15 protein-coding genes are annotated in these 21,657 nt (G+C 45.0%); 12 read left to right on the top strand and 3 right to left on the bottom strand.

Annotated features, from left to right (window positions below; translation table 11 throughout):
• Positions 1 to 11: 11 nt before the first annotated feature.
• Together FRZ06_07195 and FRZ06_07190 are read left to right on the top strand one after the other, a co-directional pair.
• Positions 12 to 1,340 carry a UDP-glucose/GDP-mannose dehydrogenase family protein gene (locus FRZ06_07195; GenBank protein QOX63145.1) on the top strand — a complete coding sequence of 443 codons (1,329 nt, stop codon included), beginning with the start codon at positions 12 to 14 and terminating at the stop codon, positions 1,338 to 1,340.
• 11 nt (positions 1,341 to 1,351) lie between these two features.
• On the top strand, positions 1,352 to 2,653 hold the full coding sequence (locus FRZ06_07190) for a radical SAM protein (protein QOX63144.1): 1,302 nt from the start codon (positions 1,352 to 1,354) through the stop codon (positions 2,651 to 2,653).
• A 106-nt stretch (positions 2,654 to 2,759) separates the two neighbouring features.
• On the opposite strand, the gene FRZ06_07185 is transcribed toward FRZ06_07190, so the two are convergent.
• Together FRZ06_07185 and buk are read right to left on the bottom strand one after the other, a co-directional pair.
• A complete protein-coding gene (locus FRZ06_07185) occupies positions 2,760 to 3,116 on the bottom strand; it encodes a hypothetical protein (GenBank protein QOX63143.1) in 357 nt (118 codons plus the stop codon).
• A gap of 100 nt (positions 3,117 to 3,216) precedes the next feature.
• Positions 3,217 to 4,278, bottom strand: coding sequence for a butyrate kinase (gene buk / locus FRZ06_07180; protein ID QOX63142.1), 1,062 nt, complete (start codon positions 4,276 to 4,278; stop codon positions 3,217 to 3,219).
• 226 nt (positions 4,279 to 4,504) lie between these two features.
• Between buk and spoVAC the strand changes: the two genes are divergently transcribed.
• From spoVAC to spoVAE, 3 genes are read left to right on the top strand one after another with little or no spacing between them, the layout of a single operon-like run.
• Positions 4,505 to 4,999 (top strand): stage V sporulation protein AC, encoded by a 495-nt coding sequence (gene spoVAC / locus FRZ06_07175; GenBank protein QOX63141.1) that lies wholly within the window; start codon positions 4,505 to 4,507, stop codon positions 4,997 to 4,999.
• Positions 5,000 to 5,006: 7 nt separating this feature from the next.
• Positions 5,007 to 6,062 carry a stage V sporulation protein AD gene (gene spoVAD / locus FRZ06_07170; GenBank protein QOX63140.1) on the top strand — a complete coding sequence of 352 codons (1,056 nt, stop codon included), beginning with the start codon at positions 5,007 to 5,009 and terminating at the stop codon, positions 6,060 to 6,062.
• Positions 6,063 to 6,416 carry a stage V sporulation protein AE gene (gene spoVAE, locus FRZ06_07165; protein ID QOX63139.1) on the top strand — a complete coding sequence of 118 codons (354 nt, stop codon included), beginning with the start codon at positions 6,063 to 6,065 and terminating at the stop codon, positions 6,414 to 6,416.
• Positions 6,417 to 6,455: 39 nt separating this feature from the next.
• On the opposite strand, the gene FRZ06_07160 is transcribed toward spoVAE, so the two are convergent.
• A complete protein-coding gene (locus tag FRZ06_07160; GenBank protein ID QOX63138.1) occupies positions 6,456 to 9,830 on the bottom strand; it encodes a hypothetical protein in 3,375 nt (1,124 codons plus the stop codon).
• 324 nt (positions 9,831 to 10,154) lie between these two features.
• Here FRZ06_07160 and FRZ06_07155 point away from each other — a divergent pair, with 324 nt between their 5' ends.
• The 7 genes from FRZ06_07155 to FRZ06_07125 all read left to right on the top strand — a co-directional run bounded on the left by FRZ06_07155 (position 10,155) and on the right by FRZ06_07125 (position 21,406).
• The gene (locus FRZ06_07155) at positions 10,155 to 10,571 is read left to right on the top strand and encodes a hut operon positive regulator HutP (protein QOX63137.1); all 417 of its coding nucleotides are present in this window, start codon (positions 10,155 to 10,157) and stop codon (positions 10,569 to 10,571) included.
• Between the two features lie 107 nt (positions 10,572 to 10,678).
• Positions 10,679 to 13,108, top strand: a complete 2,430-nt coding sequence (locus FRZ06_07150; protein ID QOX63136.1) for a DNA internalization-related competence protein ComEC/Rec2 — start codon at positions 10,679 to 10,681, stop codon at positions 13,106 to 13,108.
• On the top strand, positions 13,033 to 14,088 hold the full coding sequence (gene holA / locus FRZ06_07145) for a DNA polymerase III subunit delta (protein QOX63135.1): 1,056 nt from the start codon (positions 13,033 to 13,035) through the stop codon (positions 14,086 to 14,088). Before FRZ06_07150 ends, holA begins: the two co-directional genes overlap by 76 nt.
• Before the next feature lies 1 nt (position 14,089).
• Positions 14,090 to 14,995 carry a DMT family transporter gene (locus tag FRZ06_07140; protein ID QOX63134.1) on the top strand — a complete coding sequence of 302 codons (906 nt, stop codon included), beginning with the start codon at positions 14,090 to 14,092 and terminating at the stop codon, positions 14,993 to 14,995.
• A gap of 615 nt (positions 14,996 to 15,610) precedes the next feature.
• Positions 15,611 to 16,147, top strand: coding sequence for an NADH-quinone oxidoreductase subunit NuoE (gene nuoE / locus FRZ06_07135; protein ID QOX63133.1), 537 nt, complete (start codon positions 15,611 to 15,613; stop codon positions 16,145 to 16,147).
• Positions 16,144 to 17,892, top strand: coding sequence for an NADH-quinone oxidoreductase subunit NuoF (locus FRZ06_07130; GenBank protein ID QOX63132.1), 1,749 nt, complete (start codon positions 16,144 to 16,146; stop codon positions 17,890 to 17,892). Before nuoE ends, FRZ06_07130 begins: the two co-directional genes overlap by 4 nt.
• A gap of 19 nt (positions 17,893 to 17,911) precedes the next feature.
• Positions 17,912 to 21,406, top strand: a complete 3,495-nt coding sequence (locus FRZ06_07125; GenBank protein ID QOX63131.1) for an FAD-dependent oxidoreductase — start codon at positions 17,912 to 17,914, stop codon at positions 21,404 to 21,406.
• Positions 21,407 to 21,657 lie beyond the last annotated feature (251 nt).

Below are 21,657 nucleotides of genomic sequence, written 5' to 3'. Positions count from 1 at the left end.
AGGGATAGATTATGATCAAAATCGGCATGATCGGAACAGGTTACGTTGGCTTGGTGACAGGCGTCTGTCTTTCAGATTTCGGGTGGAATGTAACCTGTGCTGATCAGAATGAAGCCGTGATTACAATGTTGAACGAAGGAAGATCAACAATTTATGAACCTGGACTGGAGGATCTCCTTGAGCGTAACCGATACTATAAAAGAATTTCATTTACCTGTGATATTGACAGCGTGATTAAGGATAGTGATGTGATTTTTATTGCGGTAGGAACGCCGCAGCAGGCTGACGGAAGTGCGGACCTTTCCGGTGTTTATGAAACTGCAGTCAGGATCGGTCAGAACATGAATGGATATAAGGTGATTGTCAATAAATCTACGGTTCCGGTGGGAACCGGGCAAGCGGTGAAAGCAATGATTCATAGAGAGCTTCTGAGCAGAAATCTCGAATTGGAATTTGATGTGGTTTCCAATCCTGAGTTTTTAAGGCAGGGCTCTGCAATCCAGGATTTTACCCATGCGGATCGGGTGGTGATCGGAGCGGAATCGCATAAAGCGGCAGAGCTTATGAAGGAAGTCTACCGTGTATTATATCTCAATGAAACGCCGTTTCTGACCGTAAATATTGAGACTGCGGAGCTTGTTAAATATGCTTCCAATGCATTTCTCGCTGCGAAGATCTCCTTTGTCAATGAATTGTCCGAGCTATGCGAAAAGACGGGAGCGAATATTCAACAGGTTGCAAAAGGAATGGGTATGGATGGAAGAATCGGTTCGAAGTTTCTTCATGCAGGCCCCGGATTTGGAGGAAGCTGCTTTCCAAAGGATACCCTTGCCTTGCTGAAACAGGGTGAAAACAATCAGTGCAGTCTTGAAATCGTACGGGCAACCATAGCCGCCAATGAAAAACAGAAACGGAGGCTTGCGGAGAGAATTAAGGATGAGGTAGGATCGATAACCGGGAAATGCTTCTGCATTCTAGGGCTTTCCTTTAAAAATAACACAGATGATATGAGAGAAGCACCTTCCCTGTCCATTATGAAGGAACTCGCCTCTGAAGGAGCGATCTTCAGAGTTTACGACCCAAAGGCTATGGAGAAAGCTGCTGCTTGTTTTCGTGAGCATGGGATGATTATTGAGAAATATTGTGATAGTGAGTATGATGCGGCAGAAGGCGCTGATGCTGTGATTCTTTTCACCGAATGGAATCAATTCCGCAGCTTAGATCTTAATCGGATGAAAACGGGAATGACAGGAAGCTTCTTTTTCGATTTCAGAAATATTTACAGTGACAGAATGATGACAGATATGGGGTTTCGCTATTATTCTGTGGGACGGGGATGAGGAGGTCTTAAATGACGAGAGAGAAAGGCCACAGGTCAATTCCATATGCAGATGCGGTATTGCCGATTCTGCGGGGGAGAATTCCAGGGCAGCTTATCATCCAATATACGGATGTATGCAATGCTTTGTGTCCGCAATGCAGCATGAGAAAAACAGAGGCATATGAACGGTCAAAACTTTCAAGGGATGAGGTGTGCAGGATTATCGATGCAGCAGCGGAGCAAAAGATACAGGCATTGTCCTTTACGGGGGGAGAACCATTTCTGTTTTTGGATGAACTCATCGAATTGATTCAATACGCGTCTTTCAAGAAGATACCATTCATACGTACAGGGACGAATGGGTATCTTTTCTCCAACTGGCGGCGTCAGGAATATGTTTATGAGATCCACAACCTTGCAGAGAAACTGGCAAGAACAAATCTGCGAAATCTCTGGATCAGCATCGATTCAGCAGATCCCAGAACGCATGAGCAGATGAGAGGACTTCCTGGGGTAATTCGGGGGATTGAAATTGCCCTCCCGATCTTCCATGAATACGGGATTTACCCTGCTGCCAATCTCGGAATCAATCGAAATATCGGCGGGATGGGGCTGATTTCTGAAAAGATGATCAAACCGGATGAGTTTTATAGGGAATTCAAAGAAGCCTTTGAACGGTTTTATGGTTTTATCATAGACATGGGATTTACGATGGCGAATGTGTGCTATCCCATGAGTATTGCTGAGGAACATTCGGCCAGTGATGACGCCGCTGTTAACGGCGGAGATACTGGCGGCGGTCTGGTATCTGGAGTGGCTTCAGCCGTTAACCTAGTCTATGGAGCGGCTTCTGCCAGTAATCTGGTATCATTTACGGATGCTGAAAAGGTGCAGATTTTTAGAGCATTGATGGATACGATTCCAAAATTCAGAGAAGAAATTCGTATTTTCACACCACTGGTTTCCCTTTATTCTCTGATCAGACAATATAGTGGCTATTCAGACGATTCCTTGCCATGCCGGGGGGGTATCGATTTCTTTTATGTTGATGCGAAGGAAGGAAATACCTATCCCTGTGGGTATCGAGGCAAGGAAAACCTCGGCAAGTTCTATAACCTAGACATAAAAAACCTGAAAGAAAAACGGGCTTGCAGAGATTGTGACTGGGAGTGCTTCCGTGACCCTTCGGAACAGGTGGGTTATCTGATTGAGGCAGTTAGAAATCCAGTGAAACTCATCAGGTATAAGACTTCAGAATATCGAAGGCTGTGGAACCAGGATCTTCTTTATTTCCATCGCTGTTCCTATTTCGACGGCAGAAAGGCAAGATGAAACACGGAACACCACTTCCTATTCAATATAGATTCAAAAACACAAAAGGCTCAGGCGTTTTATATGCCAGAATCTTTTGTGTTTTTCGGTACAAATCTTTGTTTTGTTAATCCTCTTTAGTATTTTCCAGTGCTCTGAAACGAACGATTTCTGATATCAGATCAAGGGGCAAGGGATCCTTGATCGGAAACTGCACGGCACCCTTTGAACTTTTGCAGCTTCCAAAACGTCCCTGGAACGCTTCAATACCGCTGGGACCGGGATAAAGCCCAATATGGTTTTTGTGCGCTGCAAAGTGAACCAGATTCCCATTCAGCGTAAAGGTTGGCATTTGCCAGCTGATTTTTTCTATCGCTTCTGGAGCGGCTTCCAGAATGGTTTTCCTAAGCTGCTGAAGCTTCTCCTGAATTTCCGGGGCAAACTGCAGGATGTACTCATCAACGGTCTTAAAATGGTTTGTCATTTTTTTTACTTCGCCTCCTTGTTCTATTTTCTACTAGAATTAAGATTCATCTAGAGCGGTATCGTCCGCCTGTATTTCAGTTTTTTATCTCTTTATCATTTCAAAAGATAGAAGGTATTTCTTCACCTTGCAACATGCGCAGTGCGCCTAAAGCAAGAGCTTCCATTTCCATTTCGCCGGGTATTACAATGACCGGCGCGATAAACTCTACTCTTTTTCGGATCATTTCCGTCATCATTTTGGAATAAGCGATACCTCCAGTAAGGAGAATATAATCGATTTCCCCATTTAGCACCGGTGCAAGTTCTCCGATTCCCTTAGCGATCTGATATGCCTCTGCCTCATAAACCAGTTTCGCTTTTTCATTCCCTTGAGAGATCATCCGCTCAACGATCCTGCAGTCATGAGTCCCCAGGTGCGCCTTGATGCCTCCTAGGCCTCTGATTTTTCGAGTCATCTCTTTTTTGGTATATTCTCCGGAGTAGCACAAATCGACGATATAAAGAAGTGGAAGACCTCCTGTTCTTTCGGGGGAAAAAGGTCCGGCATCGTCCCCAATGGCATCGACAATCCTGCCTTTCTCATGAATTCCGATGGAAATCCCCCCGCCCAAATGGGCTACAATCAGATTAAGATCTTCATATCGCTTTCCTAACTGTGCAGCTGCTCTTCTTCCCATCGCCTTTGAGTTGAGTACGTGACATTGGCTATGACGAAGATATTCGGGAATGCCGGTGATCATGGCAATTTCCTTAAATTCGTCTGAGGATACCGAATCATAAATATAAGCAGGAATTCCAAGGGGTGCAGCTATTTTGTCTGCCAGCAGCGCGCCTAGATTCGACGCATGAGGAGAAAGAGTTCCGCTATTTATGATTTCTTTTAACTTCTCGTTGACAAGATAGCCTCCAGCTTTGACAGGGGGAAGGAGACCTCCTCGTCCGACTACTGCATCAAGTTGGCCCAGAGGTGTCTGATGCTTGTTTAAAATGGAAAGAATTACTTCCAAACGATAATCCAATTGATCGAGTACATCTGTGATTCCTGTAAAATCATCGTCGGAATGTTCCGCCTGCTCAGAAAAAATGAGGGTTTCATTTTGATACAGGGCGAGTTTTGTTGAGGTTGATCCGGGGTTAATAGCAAGTATGGAAAAAACCATGCAATATCTCCTTAACGTTAATTTTTAACTGTCATTTTAGGGTAAGCCTGACTCATTTGAAGCTTTTTATTTTCAATAGTATTCAGTATTTTACCACAAAAAAACAATCTAACGCTATGGAATTGATAAATTATTTCATGCTGAGTGGTAACAATAAGAAAAACTTCCTATGTTATTAGGAAATTTACAAGGACATAAATTTGAATCACTGGAGGAGGGACAGAATATGTCGAAGAAACAACAGAAACAATCGCAGCAACCGCAAGAACAAAGTAAAAAGCCAAATAAAGAGGTTACAAAACAATATGAGCAATATGTGAAACAGTTTACGCCAAAGCCAAAATATTTTTCAAACAGCTTGAAGGCTTTTGTCGTGGGGGGATGTATTTGCGCAGCTGCTTTATATATACAGAATTTATTGATGGACAAAGGTCTAAGTGAAAAGACCGCAGGCGCTTATGTCACGGTACTTCTTATTTGCATTGCGCAGCTGCTCACTGGTTTCGGCGTTTTTGACACCATCGGAAAATTCGCAGGAGCAGGTGTCTTTGTACCCATTACCGGATTTGCAAATTCTATGGTAGCACCCGCAATGGAATATAAAAAGGAAGGCCCGGTTTTAGGCGTGGGAGCGAAGCTCTTCAGCCTTGCTGGAGCGGTGCTTGTATGCGGAATCACAGTGAGCGCTTTGATCGGAATGATCTATTATTTTATGGAGTAGGAGGCAAATAATGAAGAACAAAGTAGGCAAACAGACGTTACAATTTTCTTCGATGCCTAGGATCATTGGAGCCCATGCATTGGTGGGGGAAAAAGAAGGCAAGGGGCCTATGGCAAAATGGTTTGATACCATATTGGAAGAAGACACTTACGGAGAAAAAACGTGGGAAAAATCCGAGAGTAAAATGCTGAAACAATCACTTTTGCTTGCCTTGCAGCAGTCAGGGCTGGAAAAAGACCAGATCGATATCATTTTAAGCGGAGATTTGATCAACCAGATTATGTCGTCGTCCTATATGGCTAGGGATCTTGCAATTCCGTTTCTAGGGGTTTACGGCGCTTGTTCCACCATGACTGAATCCATGACCTTGGGCTCTATTATGATAGATGGGGGATATGCTGCCAATGTTCTGGTTGGAGCTTCCAGCCACTACTGTACTGCGGAGCGTCAATTCCGCCTTCCTCTGGAACACGGTAACCACAGGCCTCCGTCAGCACAATGGACAGCCACCGCTGCCGGCGGTATGGTTCTCTCTGCCAACAATAAGGGTGACAAGGCGGTCAAACAGGGGAAAGAGGTAAAGGAGCTTTATATCAGCCATGCAACAGTAGGGAAAATTATAGATACTGGAATTAAGGATGCAAACCAGATGGGTGCCGCCATGGCTCCTGCAGCGGTAGATACCATCATAAGGCATCTCACGGATACTGGAAGAACACCGGATTTTTATGACATCATATTGACTGGCGATTTAGGGCACATTGGAAAGGATATTGCGATTGATCTGCTGAGCGGTGCCGGCCTTCAGGTTTCAAACAATTACGATGACTGTGGTGTTCTGCTTTTTGATAAGAAGCAGGATACCCATAGCGGTGGCAGCGGCTGTGGCTGCTCGGCCTGTATTTTCAGTGGTTATATTTATAAGGAAATGCGCCTGGGCAAGATCAAAAATGCTTTGCTGATCTCAACCGGGGCGCTTTTATCCACCATAAGCTCCCAGCAGGGGGAATCCATTCCCGGTATTGCCCATGCAGTTGCGGTTACAACGGAAGGAGTGAGCTAAATGGATTATTTCTATGCCTTTTTGATTGGCGGAATCATATGCGTGATTGGCCAAATTCTCATTGATACGACAAAATTGACGGCACCGAGGGTTTTGGTCATATTTGTGGTGGCTGGTGCTATTATGACTGCATTCGGATGGTATGAACCTATTGTGAAGCTCGCAAAGAATGGTGCTACCGTACCTTTGCCTGGCTTTGGCTACGCACTGGCAAAGGGCGCTATGGATGGTGCAAAGGATGGTTTTCTTGCTGCAATTTCTGGCGGGTTAAAAAATACTGCTGCGGGGTTAACCGCAGCAATAGGATTTGGCTATATTGTGGCGCTGGTCTTTTCTCCAAAGTCAAAGCGCTGATATAGGGGCGCTGATTCATTCCATGGTTCTATCAGCATTTTAGTTAAAGAAGTTTAACCAGTCCGGGGGCTTACTGCCCTCATCGGTTTGGCCATTGCCTCCGTTATTGTTTCCATTGCCGTTTCCGTTTCCGTTCTCATTTCCCGGATTTGGAACAATTCCTCCGCCGTCAGGGCTGCCGCTGCCGCCGTCCCATTGATAATTGGGATCTACGGTGACATTGGGGCTGATGGGATAAAGGGATGGGTCTGGGTTATGCAGGTTACAGTAATAGGATGGCATTTCATAACCATAATCCGCCACGTTAGGATCGGCTGTATACGGCCGTTTCACGAATACTCTGCTTTCCGTTGCCGGACAATATGGTGTTGCAAGGTATCCGCTGGCGGTGCATATGTTTGCTGCTACATGGACGTTATCCGTGGTGGTTGGCTCTGTTCCCTTGATGAAATACTCATTTCTTACAGTGGACCTGCTATCGAGAGCACTTAATTCTGAGGGTAAGCGGCCTGATTTTATGTCAATGGCAACGCTTACAACATCACTTGGTGCAGAAGGAAAACTGCCTGCGGCAATTCCTGTATGAACCTGCTTCATGATCTTGCTCCAGAGCTTTGATGCAGCAGCACTGCCCTGACTCAATTCGATATTGATATCATTACCGATCCAGACTGATGCTGCGTATTGGGGTGTAAATCCAACAAACCATGCATCGTAGTTGTCGGTGGTTGTTCCAGTTTTACCAGCAACGGGCTGAGAACCGATGGCAGCCGCCTTGGCCAGGCCATTGGTTACTGTGGAGCGAAGCATATCGGTCATGATAAAGGCAACCCCTTCATCCATGATTTGCGTGGAAGCAGCCTTCTTCTCCAAAATGATTTCACCGCGTTTATTGGTGATCTTCGTATATACAATAGGTTCTGTATAGTTTCCTTGATTTGCAAAGGCGCCGTAGCCTGCGACCATCTCGAGAGGTGAAACCCCTTTGGTCATACCTCCCAGAGCCAGTGCGGCTGCATTCATATCGTTGACATTACCGGATTCAACGATGGAGGTGATTCCGCATTTTTTCAGGAATTTCACAGAGGCGTCGACACCAATATCAGAGAATACCTTCACTGCATTGACGTTGACGGATTGCTCGATCGATTCCCGCATCGTATGCAGGCCTCGATATCCGGAATACCAGTTTTTCGGCCAGAGCTTTCCCTGTATGGTCAGCGGCGCATCGTCGATTACACTGGCAGCTGTCCATAACTGGCCAAAGCTGTTGCCCTCAGAAGGATCGTTTGTCAAGCCGGATTTGGCTTTTTCCAGACCGCTTTGGATTGCGGGTCCGTATACTCCCATCGGCTTAATGGAGGATCCGGGCTGTCGCGGATTCGTTGCCCTGTTATAGATTTGTCTTCCTTCAATATTTCTTCCGCCGACCATAGCCTTGATTCCTCCGTTTTTATAATCGAAGATTACCATGGCAGACTGGGGCTGAATGATCTGCTGCTTCAGCGTATACGTATTATAATTTGTTTTATCCAGTGTGTAGGTTTTCTTTGCAATGGATATACTCTGGCTATTGAATTGGAAGGCATCCGGAGCATCCTGGAAAAACTGTCCGCTGATGGTAAGATTTCCTTCTTCATCCTTTGTCTTGTATTGCTGCGGAATGTTGATGTAACCGCCGTTAATACGGTAGAAGATATTGTCCTGAACAACATACATATCCTTGAATTCCACACTATAGTCTACCTTACCTTGAACCTCTGTCTTATAAAAGTTCAGGCGATGACCTGCCAGAAGAACGATACTGCCGTCGGCAGCAGTCTGATATTCATCAGAAGTAAGCGTGAAGGTTCCTTCTTCATTGAAGTAATTGTTGTAGCTATAGAGCATAATATTCTTACTTGCGTTCAGAATATTTCCTGCCTTGTCTTTGCTTAATCCCGCTACCTTAGGGAAGTTAGCGTTATCGGTAAATTCCTTCTCTGCAATTTTCTGCATATCTGAATTCATTGTTGTATAAATCTTTAGTCCGTTATTATAGATCATCTGCTTGGCATCGGATTCTTTCAAATTGAGCTCTGACATCAAGTCTTTTACGACAGATTTAATTACATAGTCTGCAAAGTAAGAGGATAACTCACTGGCCGTATCCTCGCTGGGATTGATGGAAGCGCGCAGATCGCCTGCTTTGGCTTCATCATATTCAGCCTGTGTGATCTTACCCTGTTCGAGCATGAATGAGAGAACCAGATTTTTTCTGTCATTGAAGGTATTGTTGAAGACAAGCGTATAGGTCTCGCCCTTTCTAATGATATTTGGATCATCTGGATTTACCTGAGCACTCTCATAGCGTTTGACGAAGGCATAACGATCAGGGGCCTGCGGCAAACTGGCCAGGGAAGCGCATTCGAGTAGGTTGAGATCCTTGACATCCTTTGAAAAATAAGCTTGTGAAGCCGCTTGTACACCATTGGTATTATATCCTAAGAATATGGTGTTCAAGTATGCTTCAAGGATTTGTTCCTTCGTCAGATGACGTTCCAGAAGGACTGTATAATAAGCTTCTTTAATTTTTCTTTTTAAGTCATAGTCAGATTTGGTCTCAGCAAGATAAAGGTTTCTTGCCAGCTGCTGAGTAATGGTACTCGTACCGCTGACCTTATCTCCTTCGAAAATGCTTTCCTTGATCGCTCCTAAAATACGAATTACATTGAAACCATTATGATCCCAGAAGGTTTTATCTTCAATTGACACAAAGGCATCAATGAGATTTTGCGGGAGCTCATTATAGGAAATGTTTGTCCGCAATCCATCGGAGGTCAAGAGGCTGTCAATAATGTTTTCTTGATCATCGTAAAGGGTAGAATTTTCAGCAAGTCTCTCGTAAATATTATCCGGCTCTATGGGTGGGGTTTGTACAATAATAGAAATAACAATTCCGCCCAGAACGAGACATATGCTCAGACCGAGAAACAGAATAAATTTGAACAGCTGCTTCTTATTAATAGTATACTTTTTCTTCTTCTTTTGTTTCTTCGTTCTCATAGGCTCCTCGCCGGATATCTGCTCTTTCGTCATGAATCCGTTATCGTGTACATTTGTTATAAGTCGTTCTTCACCGCTTGAAGTTTGGTTTCCGCTCCTAACAGATCGTCGGCTTTGAGGCTTATTTTCAGTAAGTCTCTCAAGTCGGGTTTTTCTGCTTTCACTCGCAACAGACTGATCGGCACCCGCAGATTCTTTGCCGGTACTTGCGGCGTCTTCACTTATAGAAGGGTTGCCTTGCTCTGGTTTGTTCATGCTTTTATCAAAGTCGTTGCTGATTTTATCAAACTTGGCAAAAAAATCATCTATTTCCTTTTGCTTATTGGTTTTATCAAGCTCATCTGTCAAGCTTATCACCTGCCTTACCATTAAAGTGTAATGCTTTTAATTCAAACCTGTTCCGGAAACATTATAGCATACTGGGCCTTGGCTGTTAATGGAAATCTCACAAAGACATATTCTTGTAATATTTTATATACCCTTTTCCCCGGAATTTAGACGGATAATTTGTAAACTATCTGGTTATATTGGGGAAATTAAAAGAAATATAATTTCAAACTTCTTGCAGCCCTGGAAAATTAACAAGCAGTATAGAGAGAAGCGGTAACGATAAGGCAGTAACGGTTGCTTTGGGTTTGAATAGGAAGTATAATGAACCAATAGGAATTGCATATTGGTACAGGAGGAGAGAACATGTACGACAGCATAGATGTCGCAAGAGCGGCAATCAAGCTGGCCATCACATCGAGCAGAAGCTCCGAGGAACAGTTAATTGCCAGATTGAAAGAAAAAGACATACATGGGGCTGCAGTAGACATCGGCGGAGATATCGTGAATTCCATTCATGTGGTGATTGAAAGAGCCATCATCGCATCAAGAAAAAGCGGTGTTACAAAGGAAAATCATGTGCAGGACGGAGCCATTGCAGGTGCTTCCAGAGAAGCCATTATGCAGATTGCATCCAAAGCAACAGGCCTGAATGGCGGAGGGAAAGTGGCAATATGCAGACATAAAGAACATCTCAGTGTTTGCATCTTCATGAGTATTGGGTTGCTTCATCTCAATGAAGTGGTGATTGGACTGGGACATCGTTCACTGCCTGCAGACTAAAATAGCAGCAAAGCGTGGACTAAAAACTCGGAATGTATTTACAAATTATGGAACTTGAGATACACTAATTTTGAGAGAAAGGGAATCGGTTTTTACAGGAGGATACTGTGAGACGACCGATCATCTTTCTTTTTTTGTTTTTTATAGCGGGGATTGCATTGGAATATCACTTGGAGATGAATCTGCAAGTGCTGGTTTGCTCATTTGCGATCCTTATCATACTACTTTTATTTCCTTTTTTTACTGGGCCTTTGAACTTAAGGGTATATTGCCAGCCGATCCGACTGGCCTGTCTTTTGTCTGCCGTATTTCTTCTTGGCAGTACCATACTTTATTTTGCGGAGAATGACAGAGATCCACTGGAGGCATTGGAAGGGAAAAAATATCAAGTTCAGGGTAGAGTAATTACAGTACAGGTAAAAGATGAAAATTCTTGCCAGGTACTCATTACCGCTGAACCTTACGGGAAGCGGCTGATCCAGATCCGGGGCGGTATGGCGAGCCCAGTGGAGCTCATTGGCAAATGGATGGTGGTAAGGGGCACGATTACGATCCCGGCAGAGCGGAGAAATCCAAATCTTTTTGATTATCGCCTTTATTTGAAAACCCGCAATGTCAGGGTGATTATTCAGGCTAACTCAAACCAGATCACCTTCGATGAAAGCCGCTTAGCGCTGCTTCCGTCTGCTGTAGCACGTTTGAAATACGGCTTTACCGATCGGTTAAAGGATCATATGAGTCCCGAGACCTATGGAGTCACGGTTGGTATGCTGTTTGGAGACAGAAGCTACATCGGTGAAGACATCTATGATGCCTTTCAGAAGAATGGTATCGCACATATTTTAAGTGTTTCTGGAATCCATGTGGGAATAGTATACCTTTATATCAGCAAGCTATTGGGAAATCGAAAAACCATAGCCTTTTATATGCTTACCAGCGGGTTTCTTATTTTCTATGCAGCACTTTCAGAGTTTTCTCCCTCAGTGGTCAGGGCTGCGGTAATGATTTTCATTCATATTCTCTCAAAAATTCTTTGGCGTCCCTATGATTTTCCTTCTTGTACAGCTGCATGCGGTCTTGTGATGCTGATCATCAATCCATACTATCTGTTCAACACAGGATTTCAACTATCCTTTGCCGCTGTTTTCTGCCTTGCATCCGGACTTCCTTGGACAGAACGAAAGCTTAACCGTTTGCAGCAGGAGGGTAAACCGGAGCATTTCGTCAAATTACTTCGATTTTTGACACCCCTGTTTGTGATTCAATTGGGCATGGCTCCGCTTACCGCTTATCTTTTCAATTATTTTTCCGTGGCGTCCTTCTTTGCAAATATTCCAATCATTGCTTTGTCCGGTGTGATGATTCCTTTGGGAATCAGCTTGATTCCTCTGGCGTTTTTAGGAGAACTCCTATTTGGTATAGGGGCTAGAGCAATGGAACTGCTGGTAGAACTGATGATTTGGATGAATGATTGCTTTTATCTTCCGGGGGTAGGGTTTTACCCCGTGGTCAGTCCGTCGGTTTATTTTCTTATATTGTACTATGGCTTTTTCTTCTGTCTTACATCGGAGATGATGAGAGTACTGTTTCAGAGAAAGAATAGAAGGGGGATCGCTCTGATTTGTGCCGCAATTGTCCTGCTTTCTGCGCTGAGTCATACTATCGTTGGCTCCGAGAATCCAGATGCGGGTTTGATTTTTCTTGATGTTGGACAGGGAGATAGTCTTCACATTAAAACACCAGGCGGCAGAAATGTCCTTATCGACGGCGGAGGAAGCCAGAACTATAATGTAGGGAAAAATATTCTGCTGCCTTACCTTCTGAAAAGCGGAGTTCGGGAGATTGATCTGGCCATTGCCACCCACCTCCACGACGATCATTATCTGGGGCTTACTCAGCTCGCAAAGGGAATGAAAATTAAGAAATTCGGCACGTATGAAATCAATCGGTACCGAGAGGAGGAGATTCTGGAAGAGACGGGTCTTAAGCGGGAAAACATGGTTTATTTGAAGGCAGGAGATAGAATTCAGCTGGATCAGGATGTTTGGATCGATGTGCTTTATCCCAAAGAACGGACTGCAGAGGAGTATCAGAGAATCCTGTTTCAGGAAGAGGATGAAAATAAGAGCAGCTTGATGATGCGGGTGACCTACAGAGGGTTATCCGTACTCATGACTGGAGATATCGGTTTTGATGGTGAAACGGAACTAATGAGGCAATATCAGGCGGATCCGGAGCAGATCAGAGCTGATATCTTAAAGGTTGGACACCACGGAAGCAAATACTCCACGGGTGATCATTTCCTGGAATCGGTAGCTCCAGAAATTGCAGTTTTTCAGGTGGGAAAAAATAATTTCGGACATCCTCACGAAGCGGTCATTGAAAAATGCTCAAAAAAAGGTATAATGATATATAGAAACGATCAAAACGGCGCAATCATTTTTGAGACAGAGGGTCAAACATGGCATATAAAAGTTCTGCTACCGAAGAACATGCATATAAAAGAATTGACAGAGATATCAAAAGCGGCGGGGTAAAAAATCTGCTGCTTCTTTATGGGAAAGAGGGTTTCCTGATTCACTGGGCTGTTGAAACGCTGATTAAAAAATATGTGAATCCGGCATGCCGGGATTTAGACTATTTTCAACTAGACGGTACATCAGTAACCATTGATCAGATCAAAAGCAATTGTGAGACCATGCCCTTCCTGTCAGAACGGCGCGTGGTGTTTATCAGCGATTTCAAGCTCCTTGAAGGATCAAAATCCAAGAACATCCATGAGGATGACGAGAAGCAGCTTGCTGAGTACTTTAAGTCCATTCCTGACAACTGTATGCTGATCATTACTTCGGATAGCGCTGACAAGAGAAAAAAACTCTTTAAGTCCATCTCGGATCATGGCGGTGTTTATGAGTTTGGCGAATTGGATGAAAAGTCCCTGAAAGCCTATGTTGAAAAGAGGTTCAAAGAAGCAGGAAAACAGATCAGACCTGCGGTTACCGCAAGGCTCATTGAGGCGACCGGCTATTTTGATAAGGACACGGATTACACCCTTTATAATCTGGAGAACGATATTAAGAAAGCAGCAGCTTATAGTGAGGAAGACGAGATCCTGTCAGAGGCAATTGACAATACGGTATCCGGCAATATGGATACCAATGTCTTCAATATGATCGATTCCATCAGCAGAGATCGAAAGGATGAAGCCTATCAGCTGCTTCATAACCTACTGGTTTCCGGTGAAAAGGAATACAAGCTGCTTGCGCTGCTTTGCTCCCATTTTGAGATCATTCTTTCTGTTAAGGAAATGAAGGAGGAGGGACGCTCCCTTCCTCAGATGAAGGAGCTTCTCGGAATTCATGAATTCCGGATTAAAAAGGCGTCTGCTTTTGCAGAGCATTATTCCCTGAAGCATTTAAGAAAAATCTTGCAAAAGGCTTATGAAATAGACAAGAATATCAAGACCGGGCTGCTGGAAGCGGCACTGGCACTGGAACTCTTCGTCGCGGAGATATAAAATGACGAAACAAATGAAAGCAGACATTATGCTGCTTATGGTAACGCTTTTCTGGGGCATTTCCTACTGGCTTGTCGATTTAAGCCTGGCTGAGGTTCGACCATTCATGCTGAATGCGCTCAGGTTTCTCATCGCATTTTTTGTTGCGGGAGCACTTGCATTTCCAAAGCTAAAAACTGTAAATAAAGCAACCCTAAAATACAGTGCCCTCATAGGCGTGGCGCTTCTATTTGTCTATATTGGAGCAACCTTCGGTGTTCGCTATACCTCTTTATCCAATGCGGGTTTTCTCTGCGCACTGACGGTGGTAATTACTCCGGTTCTGGCATTTGCCTTGCTGAAGCAGAAACCGGAGAAAAAGCTTGCAGTTGCCGTGCTTATGTGCTTGATCGGAATTTCATTGCTAACGCTGAAAGAAAATGCGATCCAGCTGGCTCTTGGAGATCTGCTCTGCATCATGGCGGCCTTTGCATATGCCGTGGATCTGCTGATCACCGAGACAGCTGTAAAAAAGGAGGAAGTGAATGCCTTTCAGCTTGGTGTATTCCAGCTGGGGTTTACCGGCATTTACAACCTGGTTTTAGCCTTTCTGATTGAAACACCGGCACTGCCCAAGTCCGCATCGGTATGGTCAGCAGTACTGTTCCTGTCTATCTTTTGCACCGGGGCCGCTTTCATCGCCCAGGCGGTGGCACAGCAGTATACCAGCGCCTCCCATGTGGGAGTAATCTTCTCCCTTGAACCGGTATTTGCAGGGTTTGTTGCCTTTTTTCTGGCGGGAGAAATCTTGACGACTCAGGCTTATATTGGCGCTGCAATTCTGGTATCCAGCCTTTTTATCATGGAACTGGATTTGCCAAAGCTATTACAAAAGCTATTGAACCGACTGATTCAATCAGAACGGTAATAATAGATCATAAAAATCAGCCTTATATTCGTAAGAGTTTTAAGGAAGCGCTGATTTAATGGAAAGTGCGAAGTTGGCCTGAAATTTAGCTGATCAGATTTGCGCACATAATGAATCAGCGTTTTCTAATGAAAATGTTTGAAAAATTCGATTTCAAATATGATAAAAAACAGAATATTACAACTTTAATAAATCGACAGAAAAACGGCTTTTTCGACCCTGAAATTGCTTGTGCTTTTAAAGGTTATTTGTTATATTTGAGTTGTTGTATGAATAAAGCCTCAGTTTACAAGGGCATACACGCCAAAACAGCGAAATTGGAATGCTGGCTGTGTTCTCGGCCTCGCGTTACGGCCGGTAGCGCATCATCCTGCGGCCTTGCCAGCGTCCCAATTTCATCTGTTTTGGTCTGCGTGTAGATTTGATGAGTTTGCAGGCGGCAAATTTGTTCAATGGCAAGGAAGACGACCAAGGCATAGTGGTTCCTATGGTGCCGGCCGTCTGACACAGACAGTGGGCAAATTTGCCCCTGAAAACCGTATATGTCCTTGTAAGCTGAGGCTATGGTACCAAATTGAGCATTCGATTGAAATCGTAATTACAGGAGGTAAGACTATGACTTGTAAAAACAGTGGCTGTCAATGTGAGTGCAGCTCACCGGACTTTACAGAACTTGCTCCCGTCATGGAGAAGTATGCAAAGACTCCCGGCAGCCTGATCACAATTTTACAGAAAGCCCAGGATATCTATGGCTATTTATCCATTGAGGCAATCAACTATATCTCTGAACAGACTGGAATCAAACCGGCTAAAATTTACGGTGTAGCAACATTCTACTCTCAATTCAGATTACAACCCATCGGCAAGTATCTCATCATGCTCTGCCAGGGTACAGCATGTCATGTCAACGGTTCTGAGATGATAGAAGAAGCGATCTGTGAAGAACTTAATATCGCTGATGGTGAAACGACAGAGGATGGAATCTTCACTTTGAACAACGTTGCATGTCTTGGCTGCTGCAGTCTTGCACCTGTAATGATGATCAAGAGTGCAGACGGCGACGAAACCTACGGAAATCTTACGAAGGACAGCGTGAAAGCCGTTCTGAAAGAGATCAGAGCGAAAGAAGATCAGGAGGTGAAGGCAGTATGAAAGTTGTTGTAGGACAGGGCAGCTGCGGTGTTGCAACCGGAGCGAAAAAAACTGCTGCAGAGTTCGAAAAGCAGATCAAGGAAAAAGGCCTGAGCATCTCCGTTGAAAAGACAGGATGTATTGGAACCTGCTATTTGGAACCTATCGTGGACATCTATGATGACAACGGCGAAATTACCAGATATGTCAAGGTACAGCCTGACAAGGTTGCAGACATTGTTGAAAAGCATTTGATCGGCGGGCAAGCCGCTGCTGACCATGGAATCTCAGATGTCGACAAGACCTTTATCGATAAGCAGACGAGAATCGTCCTGAGAAACTGCGGTCTCATCAATCCTGAAAACATAGAAGAATATATCAGCACCGGTGGTTATGAAGCGACAAAAAAAGTTGTAACTTCCATGACTCCCGAGGCAGTAATAGAAGAAATAAAGGTTTCTGGTCTGAGAGGAAGAGGCGGTGCAGGTTTCCCGACCTGGTTCAAATGGAATGCTGCAAAATCATCTCCCGGAAAAGAAAAGTACATGGTATGTAATGCTGACGAAGGAGATCCGGGCGCATTTATGGATAGAAGCGTTCTGGAGGGTGATCCTCATTCCCTCATCGAAGGAATGATCATCGGCGGCTTTGCTATGGGTGCAACAGAAGGCGTAATCTATGTCCGTGCTGAGTATCCGCTGGCAATTCACAGACTTGAGATTGCAATGGATCAGGCGAGAGAAAAGGGCTTCCTCGGAAAGAACCTCTTTGGAACAGGCTACAATTTCGATCTTAGAATTAAGGCCGGTGCCGGTGCATTCGTATGCGGAGAAGAAACCGCACTCATCGCTTCTTTAGAGGGGGAGAGAGGAATGCCAAGACTGAAGCCCCCATTCCCGGCTCAAAAGGGATTCTGGCAGAAGCCTACCAATATTAATAACGTAGAAACCTTTGCCAATGTTCCATGGATCATCGTAAACGGAGGCGCTGCCTTTGCCGCTTATGGAACTCCTCAGAGCAAGGGTACCAAAGTATTTGCTCTTGCAGGAAAGATCAAGAAGGGCGGACTCGTTGAGGTTCCCATGGGCTTGCCGTTGAAAGATGTTATTTTTGGAATCGGTGACGGAATCAAAAATGACAAGGAATTCAAAGCCGTTCAGATGGGCGGACCCTCCGGCGGTTGTATTCCCGCTGCTCTGATTGACACCCCCGTAGATTACGAGAACATCACAAAGACCGGTGCGATCGTAGGCTCTGGCGGTATGATCGTTATGGACGAAACCACCTGTATGGTGGATATGGCCAGATACTTCCTGGATTTCACCAGAAAAGAATCCTGCGGAAAGTGCAATTACTGCCGTGTTGGAACGAAGAGAATGCTTGAAATCCTTGAAAGAATCACCATCGGGGAAGGCAAAGACGGAGACATTGAGCTCCTGGAAGAGCTTGCTGTTAAGATCAAGGACGGCTCCATGTGCGGTCTTGGACAGACGGCACCGAATCCGGTTCTTACCACTATTAAATATTTCAGAAATGAGTATGAAGATCATATTTACAATAAAAAATGTACCGCTCACTCATGTAAGGAGCTCTTAACCTTTACGATCAACGACAAATGCATTGGATGTACCCTGTGCTCCAAGAAATGTCCTGTCACCGCGATCCATGGCGAGCTGAAGAAAAAGCATGAAATCGATCAAGCGACCTGTATTAAGTGCGGAAAATGCGAAGAAACCTGCAAATTCGGCGCAATCATCAGAGACTAAGGGAGAGAGGTGAAGAAAGATGAAAAAATTCAGATTAAATATTGACGGCAAAGAAGTTTTTGGACTTCCCGGTCAGACAATCCTGGACATCGCAAAAGAAAATGATATTTATATTCCGACTCTCTGCTTTGATGAAAGAACTGAAATCTACGGTTCCTGCGGCATATGCGTTGTAGAGGTGGAAGGCAACCCTAAGATGGTGAAGGCCTGTGCTACAGAAATCGCACCGAACATGATCATCAAGACCACCACAGAGAGAGTAAAGGAATCGAGAAAAACGAATCTCGAGCTGTTGCTTTCCAACCATATCGGAGACTGCAGACCGCCTTGCGCGCTCGCATGTCCTGCTCAGACTGATTGTCAGGGTTATGTGGGACTCATCGCCAATGGCGAAATGGAAAAAGCGATCGAACTGATCAAAGAAAAAATTCCGCTTCCAGGAGCCATCGGAAGAGTATGTCCTCATCCTTGCGAAGACAACTGCAGAAGAAAGCTCATAGAAGAACCGATTTCCATCGCTTGGCTGAAACGGTTTGCTTCTGATATGGATCTTTCCGGTGACGATCCGTTTATGCCGGATATCGCACCTGCATCCGGAAAATCAGTAGCAGTGATCGGCGGAGGTCCCATGGGCTTATCCGCTGCATACTTCCTCAGAAGAATGGGTCATGAAGTAACCATTTTTGAGGCGATGCCAAAGCTGGGCGGTATGCTGAGATACGGTATTCCAGAATATAGACTTCCAAAGGAAGTTCTGGACGAGGAAATTTACCTCATCGAAAAGATGGGCGTTACCATGGTTCCCAATACAAAGATTGGCGTGGATCTTTCCTTTGATTCCATCCGAAAGGATTTTGATGCGATACTTGTAGGCATCGGCGCGTGGGTATCCACCGGCGTAGGCTGCAAGGGTGAAGATGCTGACGGCGTCATCGGCGGGATCGATTTCCTGAGAAAAGTAGTAAGAAACGAAGAAATCAAGCTGGGAGAAAATGTGGCCATCGTAGGCGGAGGAAACACCGCTATGGATGCCTGCAGAACAGCCGTAAGACTTGGTGCATCAAAAGTTTATAATATTTACAGACGTACAAAGGATGAAATGCCTGCAGATCAGATCGAAATCGTGGAAGCAGATGAAGAAGGTGTCATCTTTAAGAATCTGACCAACCCAATCGAAGTGATCAAGGATGAAAATGGCCATGTGAAACAGGTCGTTCTTCAGGTGATGGAGCTGGGTGAGCCCGATGCAAGCGGAAGAAGAGCTCCCGTTGCTGTGGAAGGCAAGACCGAAACACTGGACATTGACACCATGATTCTTGCCATCGGCCAGGCGGTTGATCCAAAGGGCTTTGACGGACTGGATCTTACCAGAAAGAAGGGGATCGCTTATGACCCCGAAACCTTCATGACGAGTCTGGAAGGTGTATTTGCCGGAGGAGACTGCGGAAATGACAAGATTTCCATCGCCATTGAAGCTATCGCAGATGCACGAAAGGCATCGGATATCATCGATGCTTATCTGGCAGGCGAGAACGTTAAATATGAAAGGCCTTATACGGTTGAAAGACATGACATCACCGAAAAGACCTTTGAAGACAGAGAAATGCAGTGCAGACCGAACATGGAGCATCTCCATGCCGACGAAAGAAAAGACAACTTTACAGAAGTCGTGTTCGGCTATGACCAGGAGCAAGCCATTGCTGATGCCAAACGATGCCTGGAATGCGGCTGCCATGATTACTTCGAGTGCAAGCTGATTGACTTTGCAAACGAATACAGTGTAAAACCCGATCGTTTTGCCGGTGATGTCAACAAGATTGAATTTGAAGATGACCATCCGTTTATCGTGAGAGACCCCAACAAGTGTATCCTTTGCGGACTGTGCGTACGTGCCTGTGATGAGGTCATGGGAATCGGAGCACTCGGTCTGGTACACAGAGGTTTTGATACCGTTGTTAAGCCCACACTGGAAAAACCGCTGATTGAGTCAGGCTGTGTATCCTGCGGACAGTGCGTAAGCGTATGCCCAACGGGTGCCCTCGGTGAACGACTCACCATCGCAAAATCCGTTCCTCTCGCCACAGACGCTACGGATACAACCTGTTCCTATTGTTCTGTTGGCTGCAGTCTGCATCTTGAAACTTACGGTAATATGCTGATCAAAGCAGTTCCCGATAAGGAAGGTGCTGTCAATAAGGGGCTTCTCTGCGGAAAGGGCAAATTCGGATTCGATTGTGTTGCCTCTGAAGGAAAACTTCTTGATCCGATGATCAAGAGAGCAAACGGCATGGAAGAAGCTGACTACCATGAAGCATTCGTACTGACCGCTAAGAAGGTACAGTCCATTGGAGCGAAATACGGCAAAGATGCGGTTGCAATTGCTATTTCCGACAGATATACAAACGAAGAAGCGTATGCCATCAAGAAATTTGCAGATACCATTGGCGCAAAGACCCTTTGCCTCAATAACAGACCAAATGGAGCTGCTAAAGTACTTGGCTTTGACGCTTCTCCAAATACAATTGATGAACTTCTTGCTACAGAAGTCATATTGGTGACAGGCTTCCATACCGTGCTGAATCCAGTGATCCAGCTCAAGCTGAAGCAGGCTGCAGAAGCAGGTGCTAAGGTTGTTCTGATCAATCCGGAAGGCTATGAGCAGCATTTTGAATTTGCTGCAAAGGTAATTTATACCAAGAATGATGTAAGCTTCCTGAAGGAAGTTGCCAAGGCACTGATAGATCTGGGCAAATCCTCCAAGGCAGAAGGCTTTGATGACTTCGCTGCCAGCTTAGGAAAAGTGACGGTCAGCGATGATGCCAAGGCGGTTGCTGAGCTTTATGGCAACGCAAAGAAGGCTATGATCGTGTTCCAGCAGAACTTTGTGACTACAGATGCTGCAGCATTGATTGCAAACATCGCAGTGGTTTCCGGTCACATTGGATCACCAAGAGACGGCATCCTGCTTGTAAAGGCTAAGAACAACAGCCAGGGACTTGTGGATCTTGGAATCAGAGCAGGTGCGGAAGCGCTTAGCGGAGTGAAGGCGTTGCTGATCTTCGGTGAAGACACTGATGCGGATCTCTCCGGTCTGGAATTCCTCATGGTTTCGGACACTCATTTGACCGAAACAGCAAAACAGGCGGATGTAATTCTTCCGGGTACTGGTTATGCTTCAACCGACGGAACCTACACCAACACCGAGAGAAGACTGCAGCCTGTTCGTCAGGCTGTCTGCGAGGATGTATCATTCAGCAACTGGGAAATCGCGGCTGAACTGGCTCATGTTTTCGAAGTGGAAATGTCCTTTGATGATGCATATGATATTTCCGTTGAAATGGATGATCAGCTGTACAAATACAAATATGCGGAGCTTGGAGAAATTTTGGGAGGCGTGATTGCTTCAGAAAAACCGGTACTTGCGGTAATCGGAGACGCCGCCTTTGCAGATCCTCTTGCTTCCACAGACCATCTTATGAATTTGATTTCACAAAGATTGCCAAAACCAGTATAAACAATATAGGAAAGGGGCACTGCTAGTGTAGTATCAACCAGACACTACACTAGCCATGGTGCCCCTACTTTATCTGGTCGGAAATATCGTTTCCTGACAGATAAAATAGGAACCACAATCAGCTCCTTCCAGCTTCCGGACCGATCAATCTTTGCGAGTTCATGCGGGTCGAACGATGTAGAACCGTCAGGAATTATCAGACTATTCGAGATGTATACATGGTTTCTGATATTGACAAATATATAACGAAA

This window comes from Clostridiales bacterium (assembly GCA_015243575.1).
Taxonomy (GTDB): Bacteria; Bacillota; Clostridia; order Peptostreptococcales; family Anaerovoracaceae; genus Anoxybacterium; species Anoxybacterium hadale.
This window is presented reverse-complemented; position numbering and strand designations above follow the sequence as displayed.

Excerpts from the sequence above, each read along its gene's own strand:
- nuoE (QOX63133.1), top strand. The coding sequence starts at position 15,611 with ATGACTTGTAAAAACAGTGGCTGTCAATGTGAGTGCAGCTCACCGGAC.
- holA (QOX63135.1), top strand. The coding sequence starts at position 13,033 with ATGGCATATAAAAGTTCTGCTACCGAAGAACATGCATATAAAAGAATT.
- FRZ06_07155 (QOX63137.1), top strand. The coding sequence starts at position 10,155 with ATGTACGACAGCATAGATGTCGCAAGAGCGGCAATCAAGCTGGCCATC.
- spoVAE (QOX63139.1), top strand. The coding sequence starts at position 6,063 with ATGGATTATTTCTATGCCTTTTTGATTGGCGGAATCATATGCGTGATT.
- spoVAC (QOX63141.1), top strand. The coding sequence starts at position 4,505 with ATGTCGAAGAAACAACAGAAACAATCGCAGCAACCGCAAGAACAAAGT.
- FRZ06_07125 (QOX63131.1), top strand. The coding sequence starts at position 17,912 with ATGAAAAAATTCAGATTAAATATTGACGGCAAAGAAGTTTTTGGACTT.
- FRZ06_07195 (QOX63145.1), top strand. The coding sequence starts at position 12 with ATGATCAAAATCGGCATGATCGGAACAGGTTACGTTGGCTTGGTGACA.
- FRZ06_07190 (QOX63144.1), top strand. The coding sequence starts at position 1,352 with ATGACGAGAGAGAAAGGCCACAGGTCAATTCCATATGCAGATGCGGTA.
- buk (QOX63142.1), bottom strand. The coding sequence starts at position 4,278 with ATGGTTTTTTCCATACTTGCTATTAACCCCGGATCAACCTCAACAAAA.
- FRZ06_07185 (QOX63143.1), bottom strand. The coding sequence starts at position 3,116 with ATGACAAACCATTTTAAGACCGTTGATGAGTACATCCTGCAGTTTGCC.
- FRZ06_07140 (QOX63134.1), top strand. The coding sequence starts at position 14,090 with ATGACGAAACAAATGAAAGCAGACATTATGCTGCTTATGGTAACGCTT.
- FRZ06_07160 (QOX63138.1), bottom strand. The coding sequence starts at position 9,830 with ATGGTAAGGCAGGTGATAAGCTTGACAGATGAGCTTGATAAAACCAAT.
- FRZ06_07130 (QOX63132.1), top strand. The coding sequence starts at position 16,144 with ATGAAAGTTGTTGTAGGACAGGGCAGCTGCGGTGTTGCAACCGGAGCG.